We start from the raw sequence: 20,081 nt of genomic DNA, 5'->3' as shown, positions 1-20,081 counted from the left end.
TAATTAAGAAATAGTTTATAATAAATACGTTTTAAGATACCTGCCTGTAACACTTTCTGGAATTTTTGCCACTTCTTCTGGAGTTCCAGTAGCAATCACTTCTCCGCCTTTTATTCCGCCCTCTGGTCCGATGTCTATTATATAATCTGCAGTTTTTATAACATGCAAATTGTGCTCGATAACTATAACAGTGTTTCCCAGATCGACTAATCTATGGAGTATTTTTAGTAAGTTATTTATATCTTCAAAGTGTAATCCAGTTGTTGGCTCATCAAGAATATACAATGTTCTTCCGGTAAATCGTTTTGATAGCTCTTTGGACAGCTTTATTCGTTGTGCTTCACCCCCAGACAATGTTGTTGACGACTGTCCGAGTTTTATATAGCCAAGCCCCACTTCCTGCAAAGAAACCAACTTTTCTTTTACCATTGGAAGGTTTTCAAAAAAATCACAAGCCTGATCTATCGTCATATCAAGCACATCAGAGATTGATTTTCCTTTATAAGTAACTTCCAATGTTTCACGATTATACCTTCGCCCTTTACACTGCTCACACTTCACATAAACGTCCGGTAGAAAATGCATCTCTATCTTTAAGTGCCCATCACCCTTACAAGCCTCACACCTTCCCCCTCTGGTATTAAATGAAAATCGGCCTATATTATATCCCCTTGCTTTTGACTCTGGAAGACCTGCAAACCAATTTCTTATATGAGTGAACATACCAACATATGTTGCTGGATTTGACGCTGGAGTTCTACCAATTGGCGACTGATCAACTTCTATAATTTTATCTACGTATCCAAGACCTTCTATCTTATCGCATTGGCCATACCTTGCAGACGAATGATGTATCTTATGTGCTGAATATTTATATAACGTTTCTATGACTAAACTTGATTTTCCTCCTCCTGATATTCCAGTAACACAAATAAGATTCCCTATAGGAAATTTAACGTTCACATTTTTTAAGTTATTTTCACATGCATTTATTACTTTTATGAACTGAGTTGCTTGCTTTCTTCTCCTTGGAATTAAAATTTTTTTCTCTCCACTCAAATATTGCCCTGTTATGCTCTCTGAATTTCTTTGCACCTGGTCTGGTGTTCCTTCTGCAACAACTTTTCCACCATTTACGCCAGCTCCAGGACCAATATCAATCGCATAATCAGCAGCCATTATTGTATCTTCATCATGCTCAACAACGATTACAGTGTTACCCATGTCTCTCAAGTTTTTCAGTGTAGCAATTAACCGATCATTATCGCATTGATGAAGGCCTATCGAGGGTTCATCAAGCACGTACAGCACTCCTGTTAAACCAGAGCCAATTTGTGAAGCAAGTCTGATCCTCTGACTCTCACCGCCAGAGAGAGTGCTAGATTCTCGATCAAGTGTTAGGTAATTCAACCCTACATTCTTTAAAAATGCTAGTCTCTTGATTATTTCATTTAATATTTTACTTGAGATTTGCTTCTGTTGTTCTGTGAGCTTGTCTGGCAAATTTTCAAACCATTTAAGGGATTTATCGATGCTGAGCCCTGATATTTCACCTATATGTTTGCTATCAATTTTTACTGTAAGCGCTTCTTTTTTCAATCTATAGCCAGTACATTCTCTGCAGTGAGTGACAGAGCAATATCGCTCAACAAGTGTTTCATCATAATCCATCTGGTTCTCCAAGATACTGATCAAACCTTGAAATTTATTAGAGCCAAAGAGTATCATATCTTTTACTTCTTGATCTATGTTCTTCCACGGAATATCAAGGTTAAATTTGTAGTTTTCAGCCAGTGATAGAATTGCACTTTTTAGAAATCCATAACCTGTGTGCACTTGACGGAACATTGATCCCACTGGCTTTAAAGCACCCTCAGATATTGAAAGAGTTTCATCCGGTACTATTAGCTTTATATCAACACTTAGTTTTTTACCAAGCCCATTACACGAACCACATGCACCGTAAGGGCTGTTAAAAGAAAATAATCTTGGTTCTATTTCCTCAAGAGTGAAACCAGACTCGGGGCATGCAAAATTCTCTGAAAAAGTCAGAATTTGACCATTTTTATACTCGGAATTATGGTTGTCAGGTAGGTTTACTATTTCTACATACATTAGACCATTACCAAGTTTTAGTGCGGATTCTATACTACTTGGTAGTCGATTTCCTATATCATCCAATATTGATATTCTATCTGCAACCACAAAAACGTCGTGTTTCTTGTTCTTATCGAGTTTAGGCAAGTCATCTACATTGTATACTTCACCATCTATTTTGAACCTTACGTAACCTTGTCTTTTAATTTCCAATATCTCTTTGAGATGTTCTCCCTTTCTACCACGCACAACAGGGGCAAGTATATATATTTTAGTTTCTAAAGGTAACGCGATTATAGTATCTACAATTTGAGATACAGTTTGCTTTGTTATCGGTAATCCAGTTGCAGGTGAATAAGGAACTCCTATTCGTGCATACACTAAGCGCAAGTAATCGTAAATTTCGGTAACAGTTCCAACTGTTGACCTTGGATTTTTTGAGATCGATTTCTGGTTGATAGATATTGCAGGAGAGAGACCTGTAATCGACTCAACATCTGGTTTATCCTGAATATTGAGAAATTGACGCGCGTAAGCTGATAGGCTTTCAACGTACCGGCGTTGGCCTTCCGCATAAATTGTATCAAAAGCGAGACTAGACTTGCCAGAACCACTTAGCCCAGTTATAACAACTAGCTTATTTTTCGGTATATTGACGTCTACACCTTGCAGATTATGTTCCCTTGCGCCCTTAACTCTGATAAAATCGTCCATATTATACCATATAGCGTATTAACCATTATAGCCTCAAAATACGTGAATTTATAGTGATATATTGATTTTCTATTGATTTTTTCAACTGTTACGGAAAATTAGGCAGTAGGTGAAAAGTTACTACAATAGCCATGGAATCAACAGGAGTGTATTGGATCACTTTGTTTCAAGTAATTGAATCATATGGATTTGAAGTAAAATTAGTAAACGCAAAATATGTTAAGAATGTGCCTGGAAGAAAATCTGATGTTCAGGATTGCCAGTGGTTACAACAACTGCACAGCTATGGACTGCTTCAAGGGTCAGATAATCAAATTTGTGTATTACGCAGCTACGTTAGACAACGAGATAACCTAATAAAAAGTGCAGCAGCACACATTCAACGTATGCAAAAAGCGTTAATTCAAAGGAACATTCAATTGCATAAGGTGATAAGCGATATAACAGGAGTTACTGGCATGCAAATTATTAAAGCAATACTTGAAGGTGAAAGAAATCCAGAAAAATTAGCTGAATTAAGAGATGGACGAATAAGAAATGATAAATCTACCATTGCAAAAGCGTTAGCAGGAGACTATAGAAAGGAATACCTGTTTACACTAAAACAAGAGTTTGAGCTATACAATATTTATCAGGAAAAAATAGCAGAATGTGATAGAAGTATTGAAGGATATTAAAAAACATTTGAGATAAAGTCAGGTGGGAACAAGCTATGTAATAAAATGAAGCGTAAGTCTACAAAACATAGGCCAAACTTTGCTATACACGAAGAACTGCATAGAATTACAGGTAGGGATTTCACAAAAGTTCCAGGACTTGATGTAGTAACCATACAAACAATAATTTCAGAAACTGGCATAAACCCCAATAGATGGCGGACAGAAAAACACTTTTCATCGTGGTTAGCCTGCCAATAAAATTACAGGAGAAAAAGTGTTTAGCACAAGAACGCGTAAAGTCATTAATCGTGCTGCGAATGCATTTCGAATAGCTGCTCACTGTGTATCAAGAAGCAACAGAGGAATAGGTGCGTACTGTAGAAGAATAAAGAGACGACTAGGTGCACCAAAAGCAATCACGGCTACCGCAAGAAAACTAGCATGCATTTTTTATAGTATGCTAAAGTATGGGCAAGAATATGTTGAAAAAGGAATGAACTATTATGAAACACGTTACAAAGAGAGAGTTTAAAAAAACTTAATCAAAAAAGCACAGGAATTTGGCTAGGCTCTGTGGACAAAAAATATGAAAAGAGAGAAAAAGATGGTAGTTTAGCCTAATAGGTAAAAAATGGAGAAACTACCATATGCAATATTACATCAAAGAGGAAAATTGGAAACAAATTTTAGAGTTCATAAAAAGCGTAAAAGGAATGCACAGCAAAGATGAAAAACGTTTAAGAATATTCATAGAGGCAGTGTGGTACATAGTGCGAAGTGGTTGCCAATGGAGACTTTTACCAAAAACTTATGGTAATTACAGGAGTATACATAAGCGATTTAAAAGATGGTGTGAAAGAGATGTCTGGAAAAAATTGCTTGAATATACTAAACAAGAGCCTGATTTAGAAGTTGCTATAATCGACGGTACGATCATCCGAGCCCATCCATGTTCATCTGGATATACAAAAAACTCCAAGGATCAAGAAGCTTTAGGGAGGAGCAAAGGTGGCTTTACAACTAAAATACATGCGCTTGTCGATGCACTTGGAAATCCACTTAAATTTACTCTGACTCCTGGTCAAAGAAATGAAATTACGCAGGCACAAGTGTTGACCGAAAGTATCTATAACTCTACTGTAGTAGCTGACAAGGGCTACGATAGCAATGCCTTTGTTACAAGTCTTGAAGACAAGGGATGTACAGTAGTTATTCCGCCAAAACGGAATCGAAAAGTGCAAAGGTATTACGATGAGCATATCTACAAAGAACGTCATTTGATTGAGTGTTTTTTTGGTAAAATTAAAAATTTTAGGCGCATTTTTTCCAGATTTGATAAAACTGCTGAGGTTTTTATGGGTTTTCTCAATTTTGTTGGAGCTCTTGTATGGCTTCTCTAAAATTTTGTCCACAGAGCCTAGCGACACTTCATTTGTTTTAGTTTTTGTTTTGCCTAATTCACCATTAAGTGTTGCGTTTTCACTTTCTAGACTTTTTATTTTTTGTGTTAGTGATTCATTCTCTTTATTGAATTGTTTCAACTTAGTCTCATGTTCAGCTATGCAACTTTTTGATTCTTCTAGTTTCTTTTACGTTTTTTCTAACAACGCTTCTGCTTTAGAGCATGTCTTCAAACTGAAGAATGAGCTAATTTGTGAAGCATAATAGTGATCATATTAAAGAAGATATAGTTTTTTGAGGTGAGAGGAGAATGCTCGTAATCTTTACTCATGCGCCTAAAATTGGAAAGCCAGGCAAAAGTTCTTTCAACAATCCAACGTTTGGGAATAACTTGAAATCCTGTATCAACTATTTTCTTGGCAATCGTTAATAAACATCCCGTTTCCAATAAGCATCTGTTTTGTAATTTACCTATGTACCCTTGATCAGCAAAAAACTTACGTAAAGTTGGAACTTTGCATTTAGCTTGGGCAAAAAGATTTAGAGCACTATCACGATCTTGAATACTTGCACTCTGTACTTCAGCAGCAATTACAAGACCCACAGTATCTACAATAATATGGCGTTTTCTGCCCTTTATTTTTTTGCCAGCATCATATCCTCTGGATCCCCTTTTTGAGTAGTTTTCACTGACTGGCTATCAATTATACCTACTGATGGAGTCTTATTTTTACCAATCATCTCTCTTACTTTTTTAACTAGAAAATCATGAATTTCTTGCCATATTCCACTTTTTTTCAAGCGCGAATTACAACTATATACGGTTTTCCATGGTGGAAAATCTTTAGGCAGTTGTCTCCATTGACATCCTGTTCTCATCATATAGCGGATTGCATTAATAATTGTTCTAATACTATGTTTTCTTGGTCTGCCGGTCTTTTTAGGTTCAAAATATGGCTCTATTGTCTTCCATTCTTTGTCACTTATATCGCTTGGGTACATCTTAAAATGTACCTTATACCATACTTCTTAACTTCTTTCTACTCAGTTTGAAGACATGCTCTTAGAATACTGACTTTCTGTTTTGTCTAATTTATCCTTAAGCTTTGTGTTTTTATTTCCTAGCTCTTGTATTTTTTGTGCTAGTGATTCATTCTCTTCATTGAGTTTCTCCAGTGTGTCCAGCCTAGCCCCATGTACAGTGAAATAACTTCTCAATTCTGTTAGTTCTTTTTGCGCTTTTTCTAACTCACCCTTAAGCGTTGCGTTTTCACTTTCTAGAACTTGCATCTTTTGTTTTAGTGATTTATCCTCTTCCTGTTCATTCTTTAGTTGAGCACGTGATTTTTTTAACTTAACTCTAAGTTTTTCAACCTTTTCTGCTTCTTCTGGAGTTTCCGTTGCATTGTGCATTTCGGAATGGGAAGAGGTATTAGATGTAGTTTCAAATTCTAGGCCGCTGTCATCACCATCACTTCCACCAGTACGAATCCGTTTACCACTACATGTAGTATTTCTTCTTTGCGGTAACTCAAAATTTTTTATCATATCCTTAACACTTTGGCGTTGCTCATCTGCTGTACTGTCACTACTTTCACCCGTAACAGAAGTCTGTTTATCATTACGTGTAGCATCGTGTTGTTTCAAATAAGGACTTATAACATTTGCTGGTGCAGCAGCTGCATTATTCCCGTTCACAACTAAACCTTCTGGAGTTTTATTCGTTTTTATTATGATATCTCTTGAAGTTTTGTCTTTATTCTTTTCTAATTGAGGATTTGCTTTTCGTAAAAGCTGAACTATCTCTTGATTACTATTCGAAGTAGCAATGTCAAAAGCAGTTGGTCCATCATTAGATCCATCTTTGACTCGAGTTTTAACACTTACTTTCTTTTCTAGTAAAAGTGTTACTGTCAATAAATCGTCACATGCCACAGCAAGATGCAATAATGTCCAATCTTCTATTTTGTCTGAAATTTTTATACTGAATTGATGCTCCTTACTAAAACCACGGTTAAACTTGTCGTATTCTGCATAATCTTTGTTGCGTAACTCATTTCTTATCCTTTCAAGCAAATTATCCTTATTCAAACCTTCACTCTCACTCACATTGCGTATTATTTCAAAAAACTTTTCTTTTTCTATTGCCATAACCTTTACACCTAATTTATTTATTATTGCTGAACAGTCTCACAAAAAAGTTAAGTTTGTCGAAATTCCATGTTTGATCTAAAAATTAGTCATAAACATTTTCTATGCAAGTAGCTGACACTGGTTCACTCTATAGTGGTGTCACAGCAGTCCTACATCATGCCACCGCGAACCGTCATACCGCGATTCATTCGTGGTATCTCAAAGCATAGATCCCGCTAACAAGCAGCGGGATGACGGTTGTCGTTTAGCCATAAACATTAAGAAATTTACCAAACGAAAAAAAAGGCAAAAGAAGCCCTGGTCATTGTCTATTTTCTGTATTGGCGTTTTTTTAAGTCTTAAACACTGCAATTTAGCTGCTTTTAAATGCAACTAACCTTAGCTATAAATGTTTAAGAAATTTACTAGGCAGAAAAAAAAGGCAAAGAAACCCTAGGGTAGCCAGTATTCAAATTCTCCCTTGTTCTATTTGACGTCTTTTGATGTCTTGAACGCTTTATAAGCGCGTTTCTGCTTGTATAGGTAGAAACCTAAAAGTTTTATAAAGACATGAGGTGCACATAGTGCAAAAAATTAAGCATGATTTACGCCAAATACAAAGTTCCCTTTGTCGTTTTAATCTGCAGATTGCGAAGATAAATAAATAGCTTCACTGTCATGATAAGGGGGCTGGCGAAGTTTGTCAAGCAGCTTTTTCACTTCTGCGGGCTACCTGGATTAATATTATATAGAAAGTCTGCTGCCAATAAAGCCTAAACTTACCAAATACATTTCTGTAGATTCAGATCTACTTGACTTTGGTTTAAAGTATTTTACTGTTTTAAACATTTTTTTTAGCTCGTTACAAAAATCTTTATCAGATTCTCCTTGGAAAATTTTTACTACAAACGTGCCACCATGGCTCAAGAAATGCTTTGCAAAATTGAGCGCTGCCTCACATAAAAGCATAATTCTGATATGATCTAACGATTTTAAACCACAAGATTCGGGGGCCATGTCAGATAAAATTACATCAAATTTTTGATCCTTGAATTTTTCTCTTAAAATTTCAAGCCCATTGATAATATCACATTGTATAAACTCTACTCCATTAATTGCGTTCATTGGTTTCATGTCAAGAGCAACTACATTTGCACCTTTCTGAGATGCAACTTGTGACCATCCACCAGGAGAAGCACCAAGATCAATAATTTTTTGCCCTTCTTGGAATAATTTAAATTTATTATCCATTTCTACCAGCTTATATGCTGAGCGTGACCTATAACCATCCTTGCTAGTTTTTCGCACATACTGATCATTCAAATGACGATGTAGCCACCTTGTTGAAGATAGTTTTCTGCCTCTAGCCGTCTTTACTCTAGTTTTTATTGCTAATACCCTACTTATTATTGATTATATCTTTGAGCTCTTTTTCAACTACTTCTTTTACCAGTGCATATAGATATTTATTCAGCCATTCTGAGAGCTGAGGTTTTAAAAGAGATGTAACTAATTCTTCAACAGTAAGATTCGCTCTTTTTTGTTGTTTATGCTGCAATTCGTTTTGCATTTTTCCAAGCAGCGCTTTGATCTCTTCCATATTCTCTTTTAAAATTAGATGATCGTTATTTTGCGCTTGTAAGCCGCTATTACTCGCTTTGTTATTACTCATTTGGATATTATCGTACAAATAAATATCTTTTTTTTCTTCTGAATTGTAGCTATGGCCATTAAATTGGTTATTGTTGCAAGCCATTTCCTCACTTTGGTCATCATTATCAATGTCCTCTTCTTTACCATTTTCTTTTTTGCCATCTTCTTCCATGTCTTCTGGATACTCTTCCTCAAGGTATAGTACATCATCATTTTCATCCTTTATTTCTGCTTTATCGTTACTCGCGTTTTTACCCGATATAGCTTTTTTTATATCTTCTAGGATATCTTTTACAGATTGATTGCCTTGTTCATCATGCATAGTGCTAATACCATTAAATTTAGAGGTTTATACTATTTATCATAAAAAGCAAGTTGTAAACACTAATCACATAATTGCTTTTTGCTTCAACTAAGTCTGAACGTGCTTTAAATAATGCATCTTCAGTATCCAAAAGGTCAGATGTACTCTTTAAATTTAAGTTTACCTCTTGCTCAACTCCTTCTAATGCTAGAGCTGCTGCTTTTTCCGCTTCTTGACTTGCTTTGATAATGGCCTTTGCTGTCAGCACATTATTCCAAGCATTTACAACTGCTTGTTCTATATTTTTTACCGTTTCATAATAATCGTAGGTAGATTTTTTTGCATCCATTTTAGCTTTACTGACACCAAAAGCATTAATTCCCCTTTTAAAGATTGGAACATCAAGAGTAAAAACAACACTGACGTTTTCTAATAGCTTGTCTAATTTTATACCATCCTCCCCAAAATTTTTGCTTGCGCTCAGATTTAAAGAAGGAAGCCACTTGGAGCTTTCAGCAATCACTTCCATTCCGGCTGCTCTTTTTTGATAAACTGCTGCCTTTAGAGATAAATTATTGGTTTTTGCTAACTGTAAACATTCATTTAGCTCTGGAACAGAAGGTAGTTTATCATTAGCTTCAGAAAGGTCATCAGCATCTTCGCCAATCAAATGATAATAAGCAATATTTGCCAACTTTAATTTACCTTCAGCATCAACTCTTTCGGATATAGAAGACGAAAATTTTGCTTTTGCTAGCGAAACTTCAGCATTGGTTACCTCTCCAAGGGAAAAGCGTTTTTTCATAGCTGACAAATGTTCCAAAGAAACGCGTTCTTTATGTTCTCTGAGCTTTAATATTTCTGTCTTTTGTAAAACACCAACATATGCTTTCACAGCATTAAGTGCAACCTCTTGTTTTAATTGCTGAAATCGCATTTTTTCTGCTTTGAGAAGATGACTTGATCGACTGAATGTGGCAAAGGTGCCACCGCCATCGATTAATTTCTGGCGCAATGTAAGTTTTTTTTCAGATGTATCAAGATTAAAGTTACTATTGAAATTGTATTGCAAATTAATGTCAGGTAAAAATCCAGCTAACCCAGAAGACTTAAGCTGTTTTTCTGCGCTTTTATATTGGTAAAATTGAGACTTTATTTTTGAGCTATTTTTGATGGCTTTGCTTATCACTTCTCCAACATCAGTTGCATAGCAACTTATAGTACCAAAAATGATCGCAAGTGTAATAATCAATCGAAACATTCTACTTCCTGTGCATATTGGTTGTGCAGCTCAGTTACTAACATAAATTACTTTAATAATCAATAACTAATATTGTTGACACTATTGAGAAATTAAGTATATAGTAGCTTACTATTGTTTAGTTAAATTACAATGAAAACTTTTTTCTTAAAAGAGAAACAAATCGACAAAAAGTGGTTTGTCATAGATGCAGAAGGATTAGTAGTAGGAAGGCTTGCAGCATTTGTAGCGACACTATTACGTGGAAAGCATAAACCTGAGTATACACCTCATATGGATTGTGGCGATAATGTAATTATTATCAACGCAGAAAAGGTGCATTTCACCGGGAAGAAGCTTAAAGATAAAATTTACTATAAGCATACAGGTTATTCTGGTGGTTTGAAGAAAACTACTCCAGATAATATTTTAAATGGTAAATTTCCTGAGCGTATAATAGAAATGGCAGTGAAAAGGATGCTTGATGATGGGCCTATGGCACGTAGACGCTTTGAAAATTTATATGTTTATTCTGGTTCAGAGCATAAGCATCAAGGGCAGCAACCTGAAAAGATAGATTTTGCCTCTTTGAATCGTAAAAATAAAAAGTAATGGAGTAAAAATGAAGAGTTCTACAATAAATAACAATGATTGGTCAGAAAAGACAATTAAATCAGCAGTTGATTCGCTTGGTCGTTTATATGCTACAGGCCGAAGAAAAGAATCTGTAGCAAGAGTATGGATAAAGCCGGGAAGTGGAAAATTTAGTGTTAACAAAAAAGACGATCTAATTTCTTATTTTAAAAGAGAGTCAGTGTGCCAAACAGTAAAAATGCCATTTGTTGCAACTTCCACATTGGATAAATACGATGTATTTGCAACTGTAAAAGGTGGAGGGCTATCTGGTCAAGCGGGTGCTCTAGCTCATGGAATAAGCAGAGCTTTAAGTAGCATAAGCCAAGATTTGCATTCTATATTACGTAATGGTGAGTTCTTAACTAGAGATTCGCGTGTTGTTGAACGTAAGAAATATGGTCAACATAAAGCTCGGAAAAAGTGTCAATTTTCTAAGAGATAGTTATTTCATAGTGGTGTTTTTTTGTAAGTATTATACAAATATTTGCAAAGGTGTATTATATTCTTTATTTTTGTGATGAATTTAGTTGACTACCGGTGTCAACATAATATGCTATTTGTGTGATTTTTTCAATATTAAGGTAATTTATGAGTAAAGAAGATATAATAAAACAATTAAAAGAAGATTGTTCTGGTCAGAATATAGATATAACAAAATCTGATTTGAGCAAGATTCATGATGCGTTTATTAAAATAATAAAGAATGAGCTACATGGGAAAGGTGAAATACGTCTGCATGGAATAGGAACATTTTCTACTGCTATCAGTCAGGAGAAACAATGTCGTAACCCCCAAAATGGTGAGATTATGACTGTTCCTAAAAAGACAAGGGTAAAATTTAAAGCAAGCCAAACTCTTTTAAGTATTTTAAATGAGAAGGAAGAAGAAGCAGTTAGTTAGACATTGTCATTTTCATTGTTTTTACTACGCTGTGTAAGCCGTAAAATACAGCTTCGCTAATTAAATAGTGGCCTATGTTAAGAGCTAAAATGTGAGGTATTCTTGTCATCTTCTTAGCGTGTTTATAAGTTATGCCATGTCCTGCGTGGCATTCTATTCCTAATTTATTGACGTACTCTGCAGCATTAGTAATTAACTGTAACTTTTTTTCTGATGGATTATCACAGTAATCCCCTGTGTGAATTTCTATTATGTCAGGTTTTATCTCTAGCTTCTCAAGATATTTTAGTTGATTAATATTTGGATCGATAAACAGTGAGACTTTTATGCTAGAGCTATGCATTTCCTCTATTATACTGGAAAGTTTGCTGTGCATATTAATGATATCCAAGCCACCTTCGGTTGTTAATTCTTCTCTTGTTTCTGGTACTATACTAATCGAATAGGGTTTTACCTTTTTTGCTATTTCAAGCATTTCTTCCGTGGCTGCAATTTCAAGATTTAGCTCAGTGTTAATGCTTTTTTTTAGGTTAAATACATCTTCATCTCTAATATGCCTTCTATCTTCTCGTAAGTGTACGGTAATAAAGTCTGCTCCAGCGTCAATGACTATTTCTGCTGCTTTCAATGGATCTGGGTAGGAAGTTCCGCGTGCGTTGCGGAGGGTTGCAACGTGATCGATATTAACACCTAGTTTCACAATCTACCTCAAAAATTATTTATGGATTATACATGTTATTAGGTCTTTTGCATAGTCATTGTTTGATTAGCAATACCATAGCCGAGAGACGGGGTTGGCGAAATGTGTCAAGATGTCCTGGCGTCACGCGCTGAAATGACATTTGGGAGTATGTTATCCATTTGTCACTTCTAAATGATAAGAGCCTCAATGAATTTATTAGTTTATTACATGTCTCTTTTCATGTATAAATCTATAGAAAGTTTTATACGGAAGTTGTTTTATGAGCAAAATTATAGAAATCAGAGCACCAAAAACTCTTGGTGGTGAGTCAGTTACGGAAGGTATAGTAAAAATAAAGAAAAATATTGGCGAAGCAGTAAAAGTAGATGATCTGATTTTTGAAATTGAAACTGACAAAACAGCACTTGAATTAACTGCAGAAGCTTCAGGGCAAATAACTGAATTTCTTGTAAAGGAAGATGATGTGATAAGTCCTGATCAATTGTTAGCGAAGCTTTCTGTGGGAGAAGTAAAAGAGGAAGCGAAAAAAGAAGATAAAAGCGAAAGTGCTGCTAAAAAAGATGCTCCATCAGCTCGTAAGATTATGGAGGAAAATGCAATCAGCGCAGAAAGTGTCAAAGGAACTGGCATGGGAGGCAGAATAACAAAGGCAGATGTGATAGGCCATATAAACAAAGCAGAACAGCCTGCAATAAAACAATGCGAATTGCCAAAAAGTGTAGTGAGTGGAGAGCGAAGAGAGGAACGAGTAAAAATGAGTAAAATAAGGCAAGTAATTGCCGCTCGTTTGAAAGCGTCGCAAAATACTGCTGCGATACTGACCACGTTCAATGAAATTGACATGAAAAATGTCATGGATCTAAGAGCGAAATATAAGGACGCCTTTGAAAAAAAATATGGAATAAAACTTGGTTTTATGTCGTTTTTTATAAAGGCAGCGGTGCAAGCACTGAAAGAGATTCCTGAAATTAACGCTGAAATCTCAGGCGATGAAATCATATATAAACATTACTATGACATAGGTGTTGCTGTTGGCACTGACAAAGGCCTTGTTGTACCTGTTATTCGGAGTGCCGATCAGATGTCATTTGCAGAAATTGAGTTGACTTTAGTTGCTCTTGGCAAAAAAGCTCGCGAGGGTAAATTACAAGTATCAGAAATGGAAGGTGCAACATTTACCATCTCAAACGGCGGAGTATACGGTTCGCTTCTTTCCACTCCGGTAATAAACCCTCCGCAATCTGGAATACTTGGAATGCATTCAATACAAAACAGGCCAGTTGCTGTGGGCAACTCAATTGAGATCAGACCTATGATGTACATTGCCCTCTCTTACGACCACAGAATAGTTGACGGCAAAGGAGCAGTAACTTTCCTTGTTAAGGTAAAAAATTACATAGAAGATCCAAATAGATTAGTTTTGGAAGTATAATTTTAAACATGATCCCATAGCTCAGTTGGTAGAGCGGCTATCAGTAGGTCGTGTACACTGGGATCACTGAACAAGGAGAAGGTTTCAAAAGTTGACGAATTTTACTAAAGTGTATATAATGATATAATAATATTAGGATATAGGTATGTTGGGTAGTAACTTAATAAATGCAATACATAATGAGAGAGGTGTTGCGAGTATATTAAAAGATAGGAGTAAACAAGAAATACAAGACATTCTTTTAAATTATACACATGAAGTAAATAGTAAGACGTGTGTGCCAGTAACTTATACGTTACTTACTTATGCTATATGTGAACACAATGATCAGGCTATTGAAGATATTCTACAAATAGCTGAAGAAAATGGTATTCTTGAACAAGTTCTTGGATTGAGAGCGACTGACCAACTAACTTCTTTGTTAAAGCACAATACTGGTTTACCTTTTTATTATGCTATAGAAAAAAAAATGATCAGGCTATTAAGAGTATCCTAGAAAAATCTCGGAGGAATGGTATTGAGGGATTAATCTTAAATAATACAGCAGGAGATATTGTTGGAAATATTGAAAGTCGTCGTACTGATAAATGGATTTATCTTTTCAGCAAGCATCCTAACATTGCTTGCTCAATTCTTAAATCTGGTCCATTTAAATATAGATTTACTGAAAAGGAGCTAGGTAAACTAACTGAGAAAATTGATAAAGGGCAATGTAAAGAAGTAATAAATACAATTCGGAAAAGACAATTACATTTATCGTGTGCTATTAGTGTTGCAATGATAGCTACTGCAGTAGGTATTACTGCTGGCACTGTTTGGTTAGGAATTGAATACGGTGTATTTCCTTTTATATCTCTTAATGCAATATTAATTCCGCAGGTGTCGCTCAATGCACCTGCTATACCGGCTTTATTAGCTACTGCAGGAGCATTGATAGCACTGTGTTTAGGAACTATAGGAGGAGTGAAATTTCTTGATTCGTTTCATAAGTTGAATGAAATGAAAGCTTCTGAACCTAATACTGACATGAACGGAGTTAGTACACAAAATCAAGAAAAGACAGAGCAGCATATTTAACTAAGCACTAAGGAGTGCTCTGTGCACTCCTTTGCTATTATATATCATTGCTGTAGGCTGCATTTAGTAATATAATCTCATATTAAATAAGACGTTACTTAAGTTTATGCTAGATTCTCCGCTAATTTTGACAGCCATTCTTATATTTTTCATTTTTACGTTGTCATTCTTTTTTATAAGAAAGATATTTGGTTCCACAAATAAGAAGATAATAAAATCCTTTAGGAAAATTGTTCAGCAAATAAATGAACTAGAGCCAGAAATGCAGAGTTTATCTGATGAGGAGCTTGCTGGTAAAACTCAAGGATTCAAACGAGAATTGAAAAATGGGAAAACGTTAAATGATCTTCTCGTACCTGCATTTGCAGTTGTGCGTGAAGCCTCTCGAAGGTTTCTTAACATGAGACATTTTGATGTTCAGCTAATTGGTGGAATGGTGCTTCACAGTGGCATGATATCAGAAATGAAAACAGGAGAGGGAAAGACACTCGTTGCAACTTTAGCTGCATACCTTAATTCTTTAGAAGGGAAAGGCGTGCACGTCGTAACTGTTAACGATTATCTTGCAAAACGAGACACAGAGTGGATGAGCAAATTATATAATTCTCTTGGGGTTTCTGTTGCGTTTATCACGAATAACTTGACAGACGAAGAGAGAAAAGAGGCTTACAGTGCAGATATCGTGTATTCCACAAATAACGAGCTTGCCTTTGATTACCTGCGAGACAATATGAAATTTTCTCAAGAAGACATGGTTCAGAGAGGATTTCACTACGGAATAGTTGATGAAGTAGACTCAATACTCATTGATGAAGCTCGCACTCCGCTGATTATTTCTGGCCAGATTGAGGAAAACAATCAGATATATAAGCATATCAACAAAATAGTAACTAAATTAGTTGACTCTGATTATGAGGTGGATGAGAAGGGTAGGGCAGTGTTCCTTACTGAAGATGGTATTTCACGAGTGGAAGGACTACTCAGGTCATACAATCTCATTCCTGAAAATTCCTCGCTCTATGATACTGACAGCATGATAATGACTCATTATATAGACCAAGCATTACGTGCACATAAGCTGTTTACTGCTGATAAAGATTATATAGTAAAGGATGGCAAGGTAGTGATTATTGATGAATTTACTGGGCGTATGATGGAGGGCAGGAGATATTCCGATGGTCTTCATCAGGCACTTGAAGCGAAGGAGAATCTTGAAATTCAGCATGAAAACCAAACTTTAGCATCGGTCACATTTCAGAATTACTTTCGTATGTATAATAAACTTTCCGGAATGACCGGAACAGCAGCAACAGAGGCAGAAGAGTTTCGTGATATATACAGATTAAATGTAGTAAAAATTCCAACCAATGTACCTGTAAAAAGAGTTGATATTGATGATGAAATTTACGGTACAGAAAAGGAAAAATTTAATGCTGTGTTGAAGTTTATAGAAGAATGCTACAAACGCCTTCAACCGGTCCTTGTTGGCACGGTGAGCATCGAAAACTCTGAGAAGCTTTCTGCGCTTTTGCAAAGCCATTCTCTTAAGCATTCAGTATTGAATGCTCGTTATCATGAACAAGAGGCGTACATAATAGCGCAAGCTGGAGTGCCAGGTAGTATTACTATAGCAACTAACATGGCAGGACGTGGAACTGATATTCAACTTGGTGGAAATGCTGAAATGATCGCAAAGGTGGAGCTAAAGAAGATAAAAAATGCTGATGAAAGAGAAAAAAAATATCAAGAAATAATTGAAAGAGTAAAAAAAGATAAGGAAATTGCTATAAAAGCTGGTGGTTTATGTGTGGTTGGAACCGAAAGACATGAAAGCAGGAGAATAGATGATCAATTACGCGGCCGTTCTGGTCGTCAGGGGGATCCTGGACTTTCTAAGTTCTTTTTATCGCTTGAAGATGACCTAATGAGAATATTTGGTTCTGATAGAATGAGAAGCTTTTTACAAAAAGTAGGGTTAAAGAATAACGAAGCTATTCATCATCCATGGATCAATAAGGCACTTGAGAAGGCGCAGAAGAAAGTTGAAGCTAGAAATTATGATGTGCGGAAGTCTTTGCTTAAGTTTGATGACGTAATCAACAACCAACGTAAAGTTATTTTTAAGCAGAGAAACAATATCTTAGGCAACGAAATTAATGATTTACTTGAAGTATATAGCGAAGTAAATGAGAGCATAGTAGAAGGTATAATCCAAAGTGGCTATTATGAGGATTATATTGAAGATATAGTCAAAGAATTCCATACAAGGTATGGAATAACGCTTGATAAAGAAGATTTAGCAAAGTTTTTAAACAAACAAGAAGCTTTGGATTATATAAATGATAAGATACAAGAATTTTTTACTGAGAAAGAAAAATATTTCAACAGTCAGCACACTACAGATTTGTGGAATACGATCGTGAAGCAAATGATGATAATGACACTTGATCATTTATGGAGGGAACACCTTTCAGTTCTAGAGAGCCTAAGACAAAGCATAAGCTTACGTGCCATGGGGCAGAAAGACCCACTGAATGAATTTAAACACGAAGCTTTCTTAATGTTTGAGTCGATGCTTGAAAAGTGGAAAGAACTTACTGTTCACCGCTTAGCACACTTTAAGTTGGCAGACAACCAAGAGATAGGCAATAGATTACATTCTGCGAGAAATAGCAGACTTCCCAAAGTCTCAAGAAACGACAAATGCCCTTGCAACTCCGGAAAGAAATACAAACACTGCCATGGCGCGGTTACTGTGGTGAATTAGTAACTATGGTTGTACAGTCTCTTGCTCACGTATATTATTGTATCTAGCCTCTTTTAACTCGTTCGATGAATTTTGTGACTCTTCTTCTGTTAGTCGAGAAGGCTCTTTTTCTGATGACTTCATTAGTCTTTTAATTTTATCCAATGCAATAGCTATTCCAATTGCAGCTACAATTGGCAGTACTGGTGCTATCACTCCTATCATCAGTAAAGAATCCATCGTAGTTGATAAAGACGATAAAGAATTTACTTTAACTATTGGAGCAACACTACCAAGGACAACTCCAACTGCAACACTTCCAATAAACAAACCAGCTAGACATGCAATTTCTTTTAATGTTAAATCACTTACACGATGACCATTGCAATCTACAAATTCGGACAAGGGCGTTTTTATGAAAGTTACAATTAATGGCGCTACAGAAATAGCACCAACAATTCCACCTATCATCAGAGGTGAAAGACTAGTTAAGGTACTGAGTGCAAGACCTGTTAAAATACTTACTATAGCCCCTATTACTACAGCTATTCCCAGAATTGCTAAATAAATTATCCCTAGCATTTTGCTCCTTTTTATACTTGCAGTCTTTCCAGACCTCAGAATTTTATTATGGTATATGAAGTGAATTATGTCAATGAAGAACTAAGAAACTGGTTCTTCTTTTTTTCTATAGCTTTAGGTTTACCTACAATTTGAAAAACAACAAATTCGTCATTCCGCCGCAGTATCTCTAGGCTCTGTGGACAAAATTTTAGAGAAGCCATACAAGAGCTCCAACAAAATTGAGAAAACCCATAAAAACCTCAGCAGTTTTATCAAATCTGGAAAAAATGCGCCTAAAATTTTTAATTTTACCAAAAAAACACTCAATCAAATGACGTTCTTTGTAGATATGCTCATCGTAATACCTTTGCACTTTTCGATTCCGTTTTGGCGGAATAACTACTGTACATCCCTTGTCTTCAAGACTTGTAACAAAGGCATTGCTATCGTAGCCCTTGTCAGCTACTACAGTAGAGTTATAGATACTTTCGGTCAACACTTGTGCCTGCGTAATTTCATTTCTTTGACCAGGAGTCAGAGTAAATTTAAGTGGATTTCCAAGTGCATCGACAAGCGCATGTATTTTAGTTGTAAAGCCACCTTTGCTCCTCCCTAAAGCTTCTTGATCCTTGGAGTTTTTTGTATATCCAGATGAACATGGATGGGCTCGGATGATCGTACCGTCGATTATAGCAACTTCTAAATCAGGCTCTTGTTTAGTATATTCAAGCAATTTTTTCCAGACATCTCTTTCACACCATCTTTTAAATCGCTTATGTATACTCCTGTAATTACCATAAGTTTTTGGTAAAAGTCTCCATTGGCAACCACTTCGCACTATGTACCACACTGCCTCTATGAATATTCTTAAACGTTTTTCATCTTTGCTGTGCATTCCTTTTACGCTTTTTATGAACTCTAAGAGCATGTCTTCAAACTGAAGAATGAGCTAATTTGTGAAGCATAATAGTGATCATATTAAAGAAGATATAGTTTTTTGAGGTGAGAGGAGAATGCTCGTAATCTTTACTCATGCGCCTAAAATTGGAAAGCCAGGCAAAAGTTCTTTCAACAATCCAACGTTTGGGAATAACTTGAAATCCTGTATCAACTATTTTCTTGGCAATCGTTAATAAACATCCCGTTTCCAATAAGCATCTGTTTTGTAATTTACCTATGTACCCTTGATCAGCAAAAAACTTACGTAAAGTTGGAACTTTGCATTTAGCTTGGGCAAAAAGATTTAGAGCACTATCACGATCTTGAATACTTGCACTCTGTACTTCAGCAGCAATTACAAGACCCACAGTATCTACAATAATATGGCGTTTTCTGCCCTTTATTTTTTTGCCAGCATCATATCCTCTGGATCCCCTTTTTGAGTAGTTTTCACTGACTGGCTATCAATTATACCTACTGATGGAGTCTTATTTTTACCAATCATCTCTCTTACTTTTTTAACTAGAAAATCATGAATTTCTTGCCATATTCCACTTTTTTTCAAGCGCGAATTACAACTATATACGGTTTTCCATGGTGGAAAATCTTTAGGCAGTTGTCTCCATTGACATCCTGTTCTCATCATATAGCGGATTGCATTAATAATTGTTCTAATACTATGTTTTCTTGGTCTGCCGGTCTTTTTAGGTTCAAAATATGGCTCTATTGTCTTCCATTCTTTGTCACTTATATCGCTTGGGTACATCTTAAAATGTACCTTATACCATACTTCTTAACTTCTTTCTACTCAGTTTGAAGACATGCTCTAAAATTTGTTTCCAATTTTCCTCTTTGATGTAATATTGCATATGGTAGTTTCTCC

21 protein-coding genes and 1 pseudogene are annotated in these 20,081 nt (G+C 35.8%); 9 read left to right on the top strand and 13 right to left on the bottom strand.

From position 1 onward, the window contains the following. Nucleotides 1–15 precede the first annotated feature (15 nt). Nucleotides 16–2,811 (bottom strand): excinuclease ABC subunit UvrA, encoded by a 2,796-nt coding sequence (gene uvrA / locus OPR26_RS04405; RefSeq protein ID WP_265015576.1) that lies wholly within the window; start codon nucleotides 2,809–2,811, stop codon nucleotides 16–18. 113 nt (nucleotides 2,812–2,924) lie between these two features. On the opposite strand from uvrA, the pseudogene OPR26_RS04400 reads away from it, so the two are divergent. Continuing rightward, nucleotides 2,925–3,999: pseudogene (locus OPR26_RS04400) on the top strand (IS110 family RNA-guided transposase); the annotation flags it as partial. Between the two features lie 118 nt (nucleotides 4,000–4,117). Then, the gene (locus tag OPR26_RS04395; RefSeq protein ID WP_264702259.1) at nucleotides 4,118–4,870 is read left to right on the top strand and encodes an IS5 family transposase; all 753 of its coding nucleotides are present in this window, start codon (nucleotides 4,118–4,120) and stop codon (nucleotides 4,868–4,870) included. Nucleotides 4,871–5,100: 230 nt separating this feature from the next. Here OPR26_RS04395 and OPR26_RS04390 read toward each other — a convergent pair whose 3' ends face one another. From OPR26_RS04390 to OPR26_RS04365, 6 genes are all read right to left on the bottom strand, one after another. Then, complete coding sequence (locus tag OPR26_RS04390) at nucleotides 5,101–5,487, bottom strand: transposase (RefSeq protein ID WP_265016251.1); 387 nt, start codon at nucleotides 5,485–5,487, stop codon at nucleotides 5,101–5,103. Between the two features lie 20 nt (nucleotides 5,488–5,507). Then, on the bottom strand, nucleotides 5,508–5,873 hold the full coding sequence (locus tag OPR26_RS04385; protein ID WP_264731180.1) for a transposase: 366 nt from the start codon (nucleotides 5,871–5,873) through the stop codon (nucleotides 5,508–5,510). Between the two features lie 42 nt (nucleotides 5,874–5,915). Beyond that, on the bottom strand, nucleotides 5,916–7,022 hold the full coding sequence (locus OPR26_RS04380) for an ankyrin repeat domain-containing protein (RefSeq protein ID WP_265015575.1): 1,107 nt from the start codon (nucleotides 7,020–7,022) through the stop codon (nucleotides 5,916–5,918). Nucleotides 7,023–7,748: 726 nt separating this feature from the next. After that, complete coding sequence (locus OPR26_RS04375) at nucleotides 7,749–8,327, bottom strand: RlmE family RNA methyltransferase (RefSeq protein ID WP_265015574.1); 579 nt, start codon at nucleotides 8,325–8,327, stop codon at nucleotides 7,749–7,751. A gap of 76 nt (nucleotides 8,328–8,403) precedes the next feature. After that, nucleotides 8,404–8,979, bottom strand: coding sequence for a DUF2497 domain-containing protein (locus OPR26_RS04370; protein ID WP_265015573.1), 576 nt, complete (start codon nucleotides 8,977–8,979; stop codon nucleotides 8,404–8,406). A 19-nt stretch (nucleotides 8,980–8,998) separates the two neighbouring features. After that, nucleotides 8,999–10,222, bottom strand: coding sequence for a TolC family protein (locus tag OPR26_RS04365; RefSeq protein WP_253302274.1), 1,224 nt, complete (start codon nucleotides 10,220–10,222; stop codon nucleotides 8,999–9,001). Nucleotides 10,223–10,354: 132 nt separating this feature from the next. Between OPR26_RS04365 and rplM the strand changes: the two genes are divergently transcribed. From rplM to OPR26_RS04350, 3 genes are all read left to right on the top strand, one after another. After that, nucleotides 10,355–10,813, top strand: a complete 459-nt coding sequence (rplM, locus tag OPR26_RS04360) for a 50S ribosomal protein L13 (protein WP_265015572.1) — start codon at nucleotides 10,355–10,357, stop codon at nucleotides 10,811–10,813. A gap of 10 nt (nucleotides 10,814–10,823) precedes the next feature. After that, entirely contained in the window at nucleotides 10,824–11,279 is a 456-nt protein-coding gene (gene rpsI, locus OPR26_RS04355) for a 30S ribosomal protein S9 (RefSeq protein WP_265015571.1), read from the top strand. A 146-nt stretch (nucleotides 11,280–11,425) separates the two neighbouring features. After that, nucleotides 11,426–11,737: an HU family DNA-binding protein gene (locus tag OPR26_RS04350; RefSeq protein ID WP_265015570.1), complete on the top strand. Its 312-nt coding sequence runs from the start codon at nucleotides 11,426–11,428 to the stop codon at nucleotides 11,735–11,737. On the opposite strand, the gene OPR26_RS04345 is transcribed toward OPR26_RS04350, so the two are convergent. After that, nucleotides 11,730–12,437 (bottom strand): pyridoxine 5'-phosphate synthase, encoded by a 708-nt coding sequence (locus OPR26_RS04345; protein ID WP_265015569.1) that lies wholly within the window; start codon nucleotides 12,435–12,437, stop codon nucleotides 11,730–11,732. The genes OPR26_RS04350 and OPR26_RS04345 overlap by 8 nt on opposite strands. Before the next feature lie 262 nt (nucleotides 12,438–12,699). On the opposite strand from OPR26_RS04345, the gene odhB reads away from it, so the two are divergent. From odhB to secA, 4 genes are all read left to right on the top strand, one after another. Further along, nucleotides 12,700–13,872: a 2-oxoglutarate dehydrogenase complex dihydrolipoyllysine-residue succinyltransferase gene (gene odhB, locus OPR26_RS04340; RefSeq protein WP_265015568.1), complete on the top strand. Its 1,173-nt coding sequence runs from the start codon at nucleotides 12,700–12,702 to the stop codon at nucleotides 13,870–13,872. Nucleotides 13,873–14,017: 145 nt separating this feature from the next. Beyond that, complete coding sequence (locus OPR26_RS04335; RefSeq protein ID WP_265015567.1) at nucleotides 14,018–14,368, top strand: hypothetical protein; 351 nt, start codon at nucleotides 14,018–14,020, stop codon at nucleotides 14,366–14,368. Between the two features lie 281 nt (nucleotides 14,369–14,649). Beyond that, nucleotides 14,650–14,949: a hypothetical protein gene (locus OPR26_RS04330; RefSeq protein WP_265015566.1), complete on the top strand. Its 300-nt coding sequence runs from the start codon at nucleotides 14,650–14,652 to the stop codon at nucleotides 14,947–14,949. A gap of 106 nt (nucleotides 14,950–15,055) precedes the next feature. Beyond that, the gene (secA, locus tag OPR26_RS04325) at nucleotides 15,056–17,716 is read left to right on the top strand and encodes a preprotein translocase subunit SecA (protein WP_265015565.1); all 2,661 of its coding nucleotides are present in this window, start codon (nucleotides 15,056–15,058) and stop codon (nucleotides 17,714–17,716) included. Nucleotides 17,717–17,719: 3 nt separating this feature from the next. Here the strand turns inward: secA and OPR26_RS04320 are convergent, their stop codons facing one another. From OPR26_RS04320 to OPR26_RS04300, 5 genes are all read right to left on the bottom strand, one after another. Continuing rightward, nucleotides 17,720–18,277, bottom strand: coding sequence for a hypothetical protein (locus OPR26_RS04320; RefSeq protein ID WP_265015564.1), 558 nt, complete (start codon nucleotides 18,275–18,277; stop codon nucleotides 17,720–17,722). 65 nt (nucleotides 18,278–18,342) lie between these two features. Then, nucleotides 18,343–18,480 carry a hypothetical protein gene (locus tag OPR26_RS04315; protein WP_265015563.1) on the bottom strand — a complete coding sequence of 46 codons (138 nt, stop codon included), beginning with the start codon at nucleotides 18,478–18,480 and terminating at the stop codon, nucleotides 18,343–18,345. Continuing rightward, entirely contained in the window at nucleotides 18,468–19,187 is a 720-nt protein-coding gene (locus tag OPR26_RS04310; protein WP_265015562.1) for an IS5 family transposase, read from the bottom strand. Before OPR26_RS04310 ends, OPR26_RS04315 begins: the two co-directional genes overlap by 13 nt. Before the next feature lie 4 nt (nucleotides 19,188–19,191). Then, the gene (locus OPR26_RS04305; RefSeq protein WP_265016251.1) at nucleotides 19,192–19,578 is read right to left on the bottom strand and encodes a transposase; all 387 of its coding nucleotides are present in this window, start codon (nucleotides 19,576–19,578) and stop codon (nucleotides 19,192–19,194) included. Between the two features lie 20 nt (nucleotides 19,579–19,598). Then, nucleotides 19,599–19,964, bottom strand: coding sequence for a transposase (locus OPR26_RS04300; RefSeq protein WP_264731180.1), 366 nt, complete (start codon nucleotides 19,962–19,964; stop codon nucleotides 19,599–19,601). Between the last annotated feature and the right edge of the window lie 117 nt (nucleotides 19,965–20,081).

Origin of the sequence: Wolbachia endosymbiont (group A) of Anoplius nigerrimus (assembly GCF_947251795.1) — a bacterium.
In the GTDB taxonomy this organism is placed as follows: Bacteria; Pseudomonadota; Alphaproteobacteria; order Rickettsiales; family Anaplasmataceae; genus Wolbachia.
Note: the sequence above shows the minus strand (reverse complement) of the source record. Positions and strands in the feature narration are given on the sequence as shown.

Bases quoted from the DNA above. Each gene is read 5' to 3' on its own strand.
- rpsI (WP_265015571.1), top strand. From the start codon at position 10,824: ATGAAGAGTTCTACAATAAATAACAATGATTGGTCAGAAAAGACAATT.
- OPR26_RS04310 (WP_265015562.1), bottom strand. From the start codon at position 19,187: ATGCTCTTAGAGTTCATAAAAAGCGTAAAAGGAATGCACAGCAAAGAT.
- OPR26_RS04315 (WP_265015563.1), bottom strand. From the start codon at position 18,480: ATGGCTTCTCTAAAATTTTGTCCACAGAGCCTAGAGATACTGCGGCGG.
- OPR26_RS04365 (WP_253302274.1), bottom strand. From the start codon at position 10,222: ATGTTTCGATTGATTATTACACTTGCGATCATTTTTGGTACTATAAGT.
- OPR26_RS04395 (WP_264702259.1), top strand. From the start codon at position 4,118: ATGCAATATTACATCAAAGAGGAAAATTGGAAACAAATTTTAGAGTTC.
- OPR26_RS04335 (WP_265015567.1), top strand. From the start codon at position 14,018: ATGTTGGGTAGTAACTTAATAAATGCAATACATAATGAGAGAGGTGTT.
- rplM (WP_265015572.1), top strand. From the start codon at position 10,355: ATGAAAACTTTTTTCTTAAAAGAGAAACAAATCGACAAAAAGTGGTTT.
- OPR26_RS04385 (WP_264731180.1), bottom strand. From the start codon at position 5,873: ATGTACCCAAGCGATATAAGTGACAAAGAATGGAAGACAATAGAGCCA.
- OPR26_RS04330 (WP_265015566.1), top strand. From the start codon at position 14,650: ATGATAGCTACTGCAGTAGGTATTACTGCTGGCACTGTTTGGTTAGGA.
- OPR26_RS04350 (WP_265015570.1), top strand. From the start codon at position 11,426: ATGAGTAAAGAAGATATAATAAAACAATTAAAAGAAGATTGTTCTGGT.
- OPR26_RS04370 (WP_265015573.1), bottom strand. From the start codon at position 8,979: ATGCATGATGAACAAGGCAATCAATCTGTAAAAGATATCCTAGAAGAT.
- OPR26_RS04300 (WP_264731180.1), bottom strand. From the start codon at position 19,964: ATGTACCCAAGCGATATAAGTGACAAAGAATGGAAGACAATAGAGCCA.
- uvrA (WP_265015576.1), bottom strand. From the start codon at position 2,811: ATGGACGATTTTATCAGAGTTAAGGGCGCAAGGGAACATAATCTGCAA.
- OPR26_RS04380 (WP_265015575.1), bottom strand. From the start codon at position 7,022: ATGGCAATAGAAAAAGAAAAGTTTTTTGAAATAATACGCAATGTGAGT.
- secA (WP_265015565.1), top strand. From the start codon at position 15,056: ATGCTAGATTCTCCGCTAATTTTGACAGCCATTCTTATATTTTTCATT.
- odhB (WP_265015568.1), top strand. From the start codon at position 12,700: ATGAGCAAAATTATAGAAATCAGAGCACCAAAAACTCTTGGTGGTGAG.
- OPR26_RS04320 (WP_265015564.1), bottom strand. From the start codon at position 18,277: ATGCTAGGGATAATTTATTTAGCAATTCTGGGAATAGCTGTAGTAATA.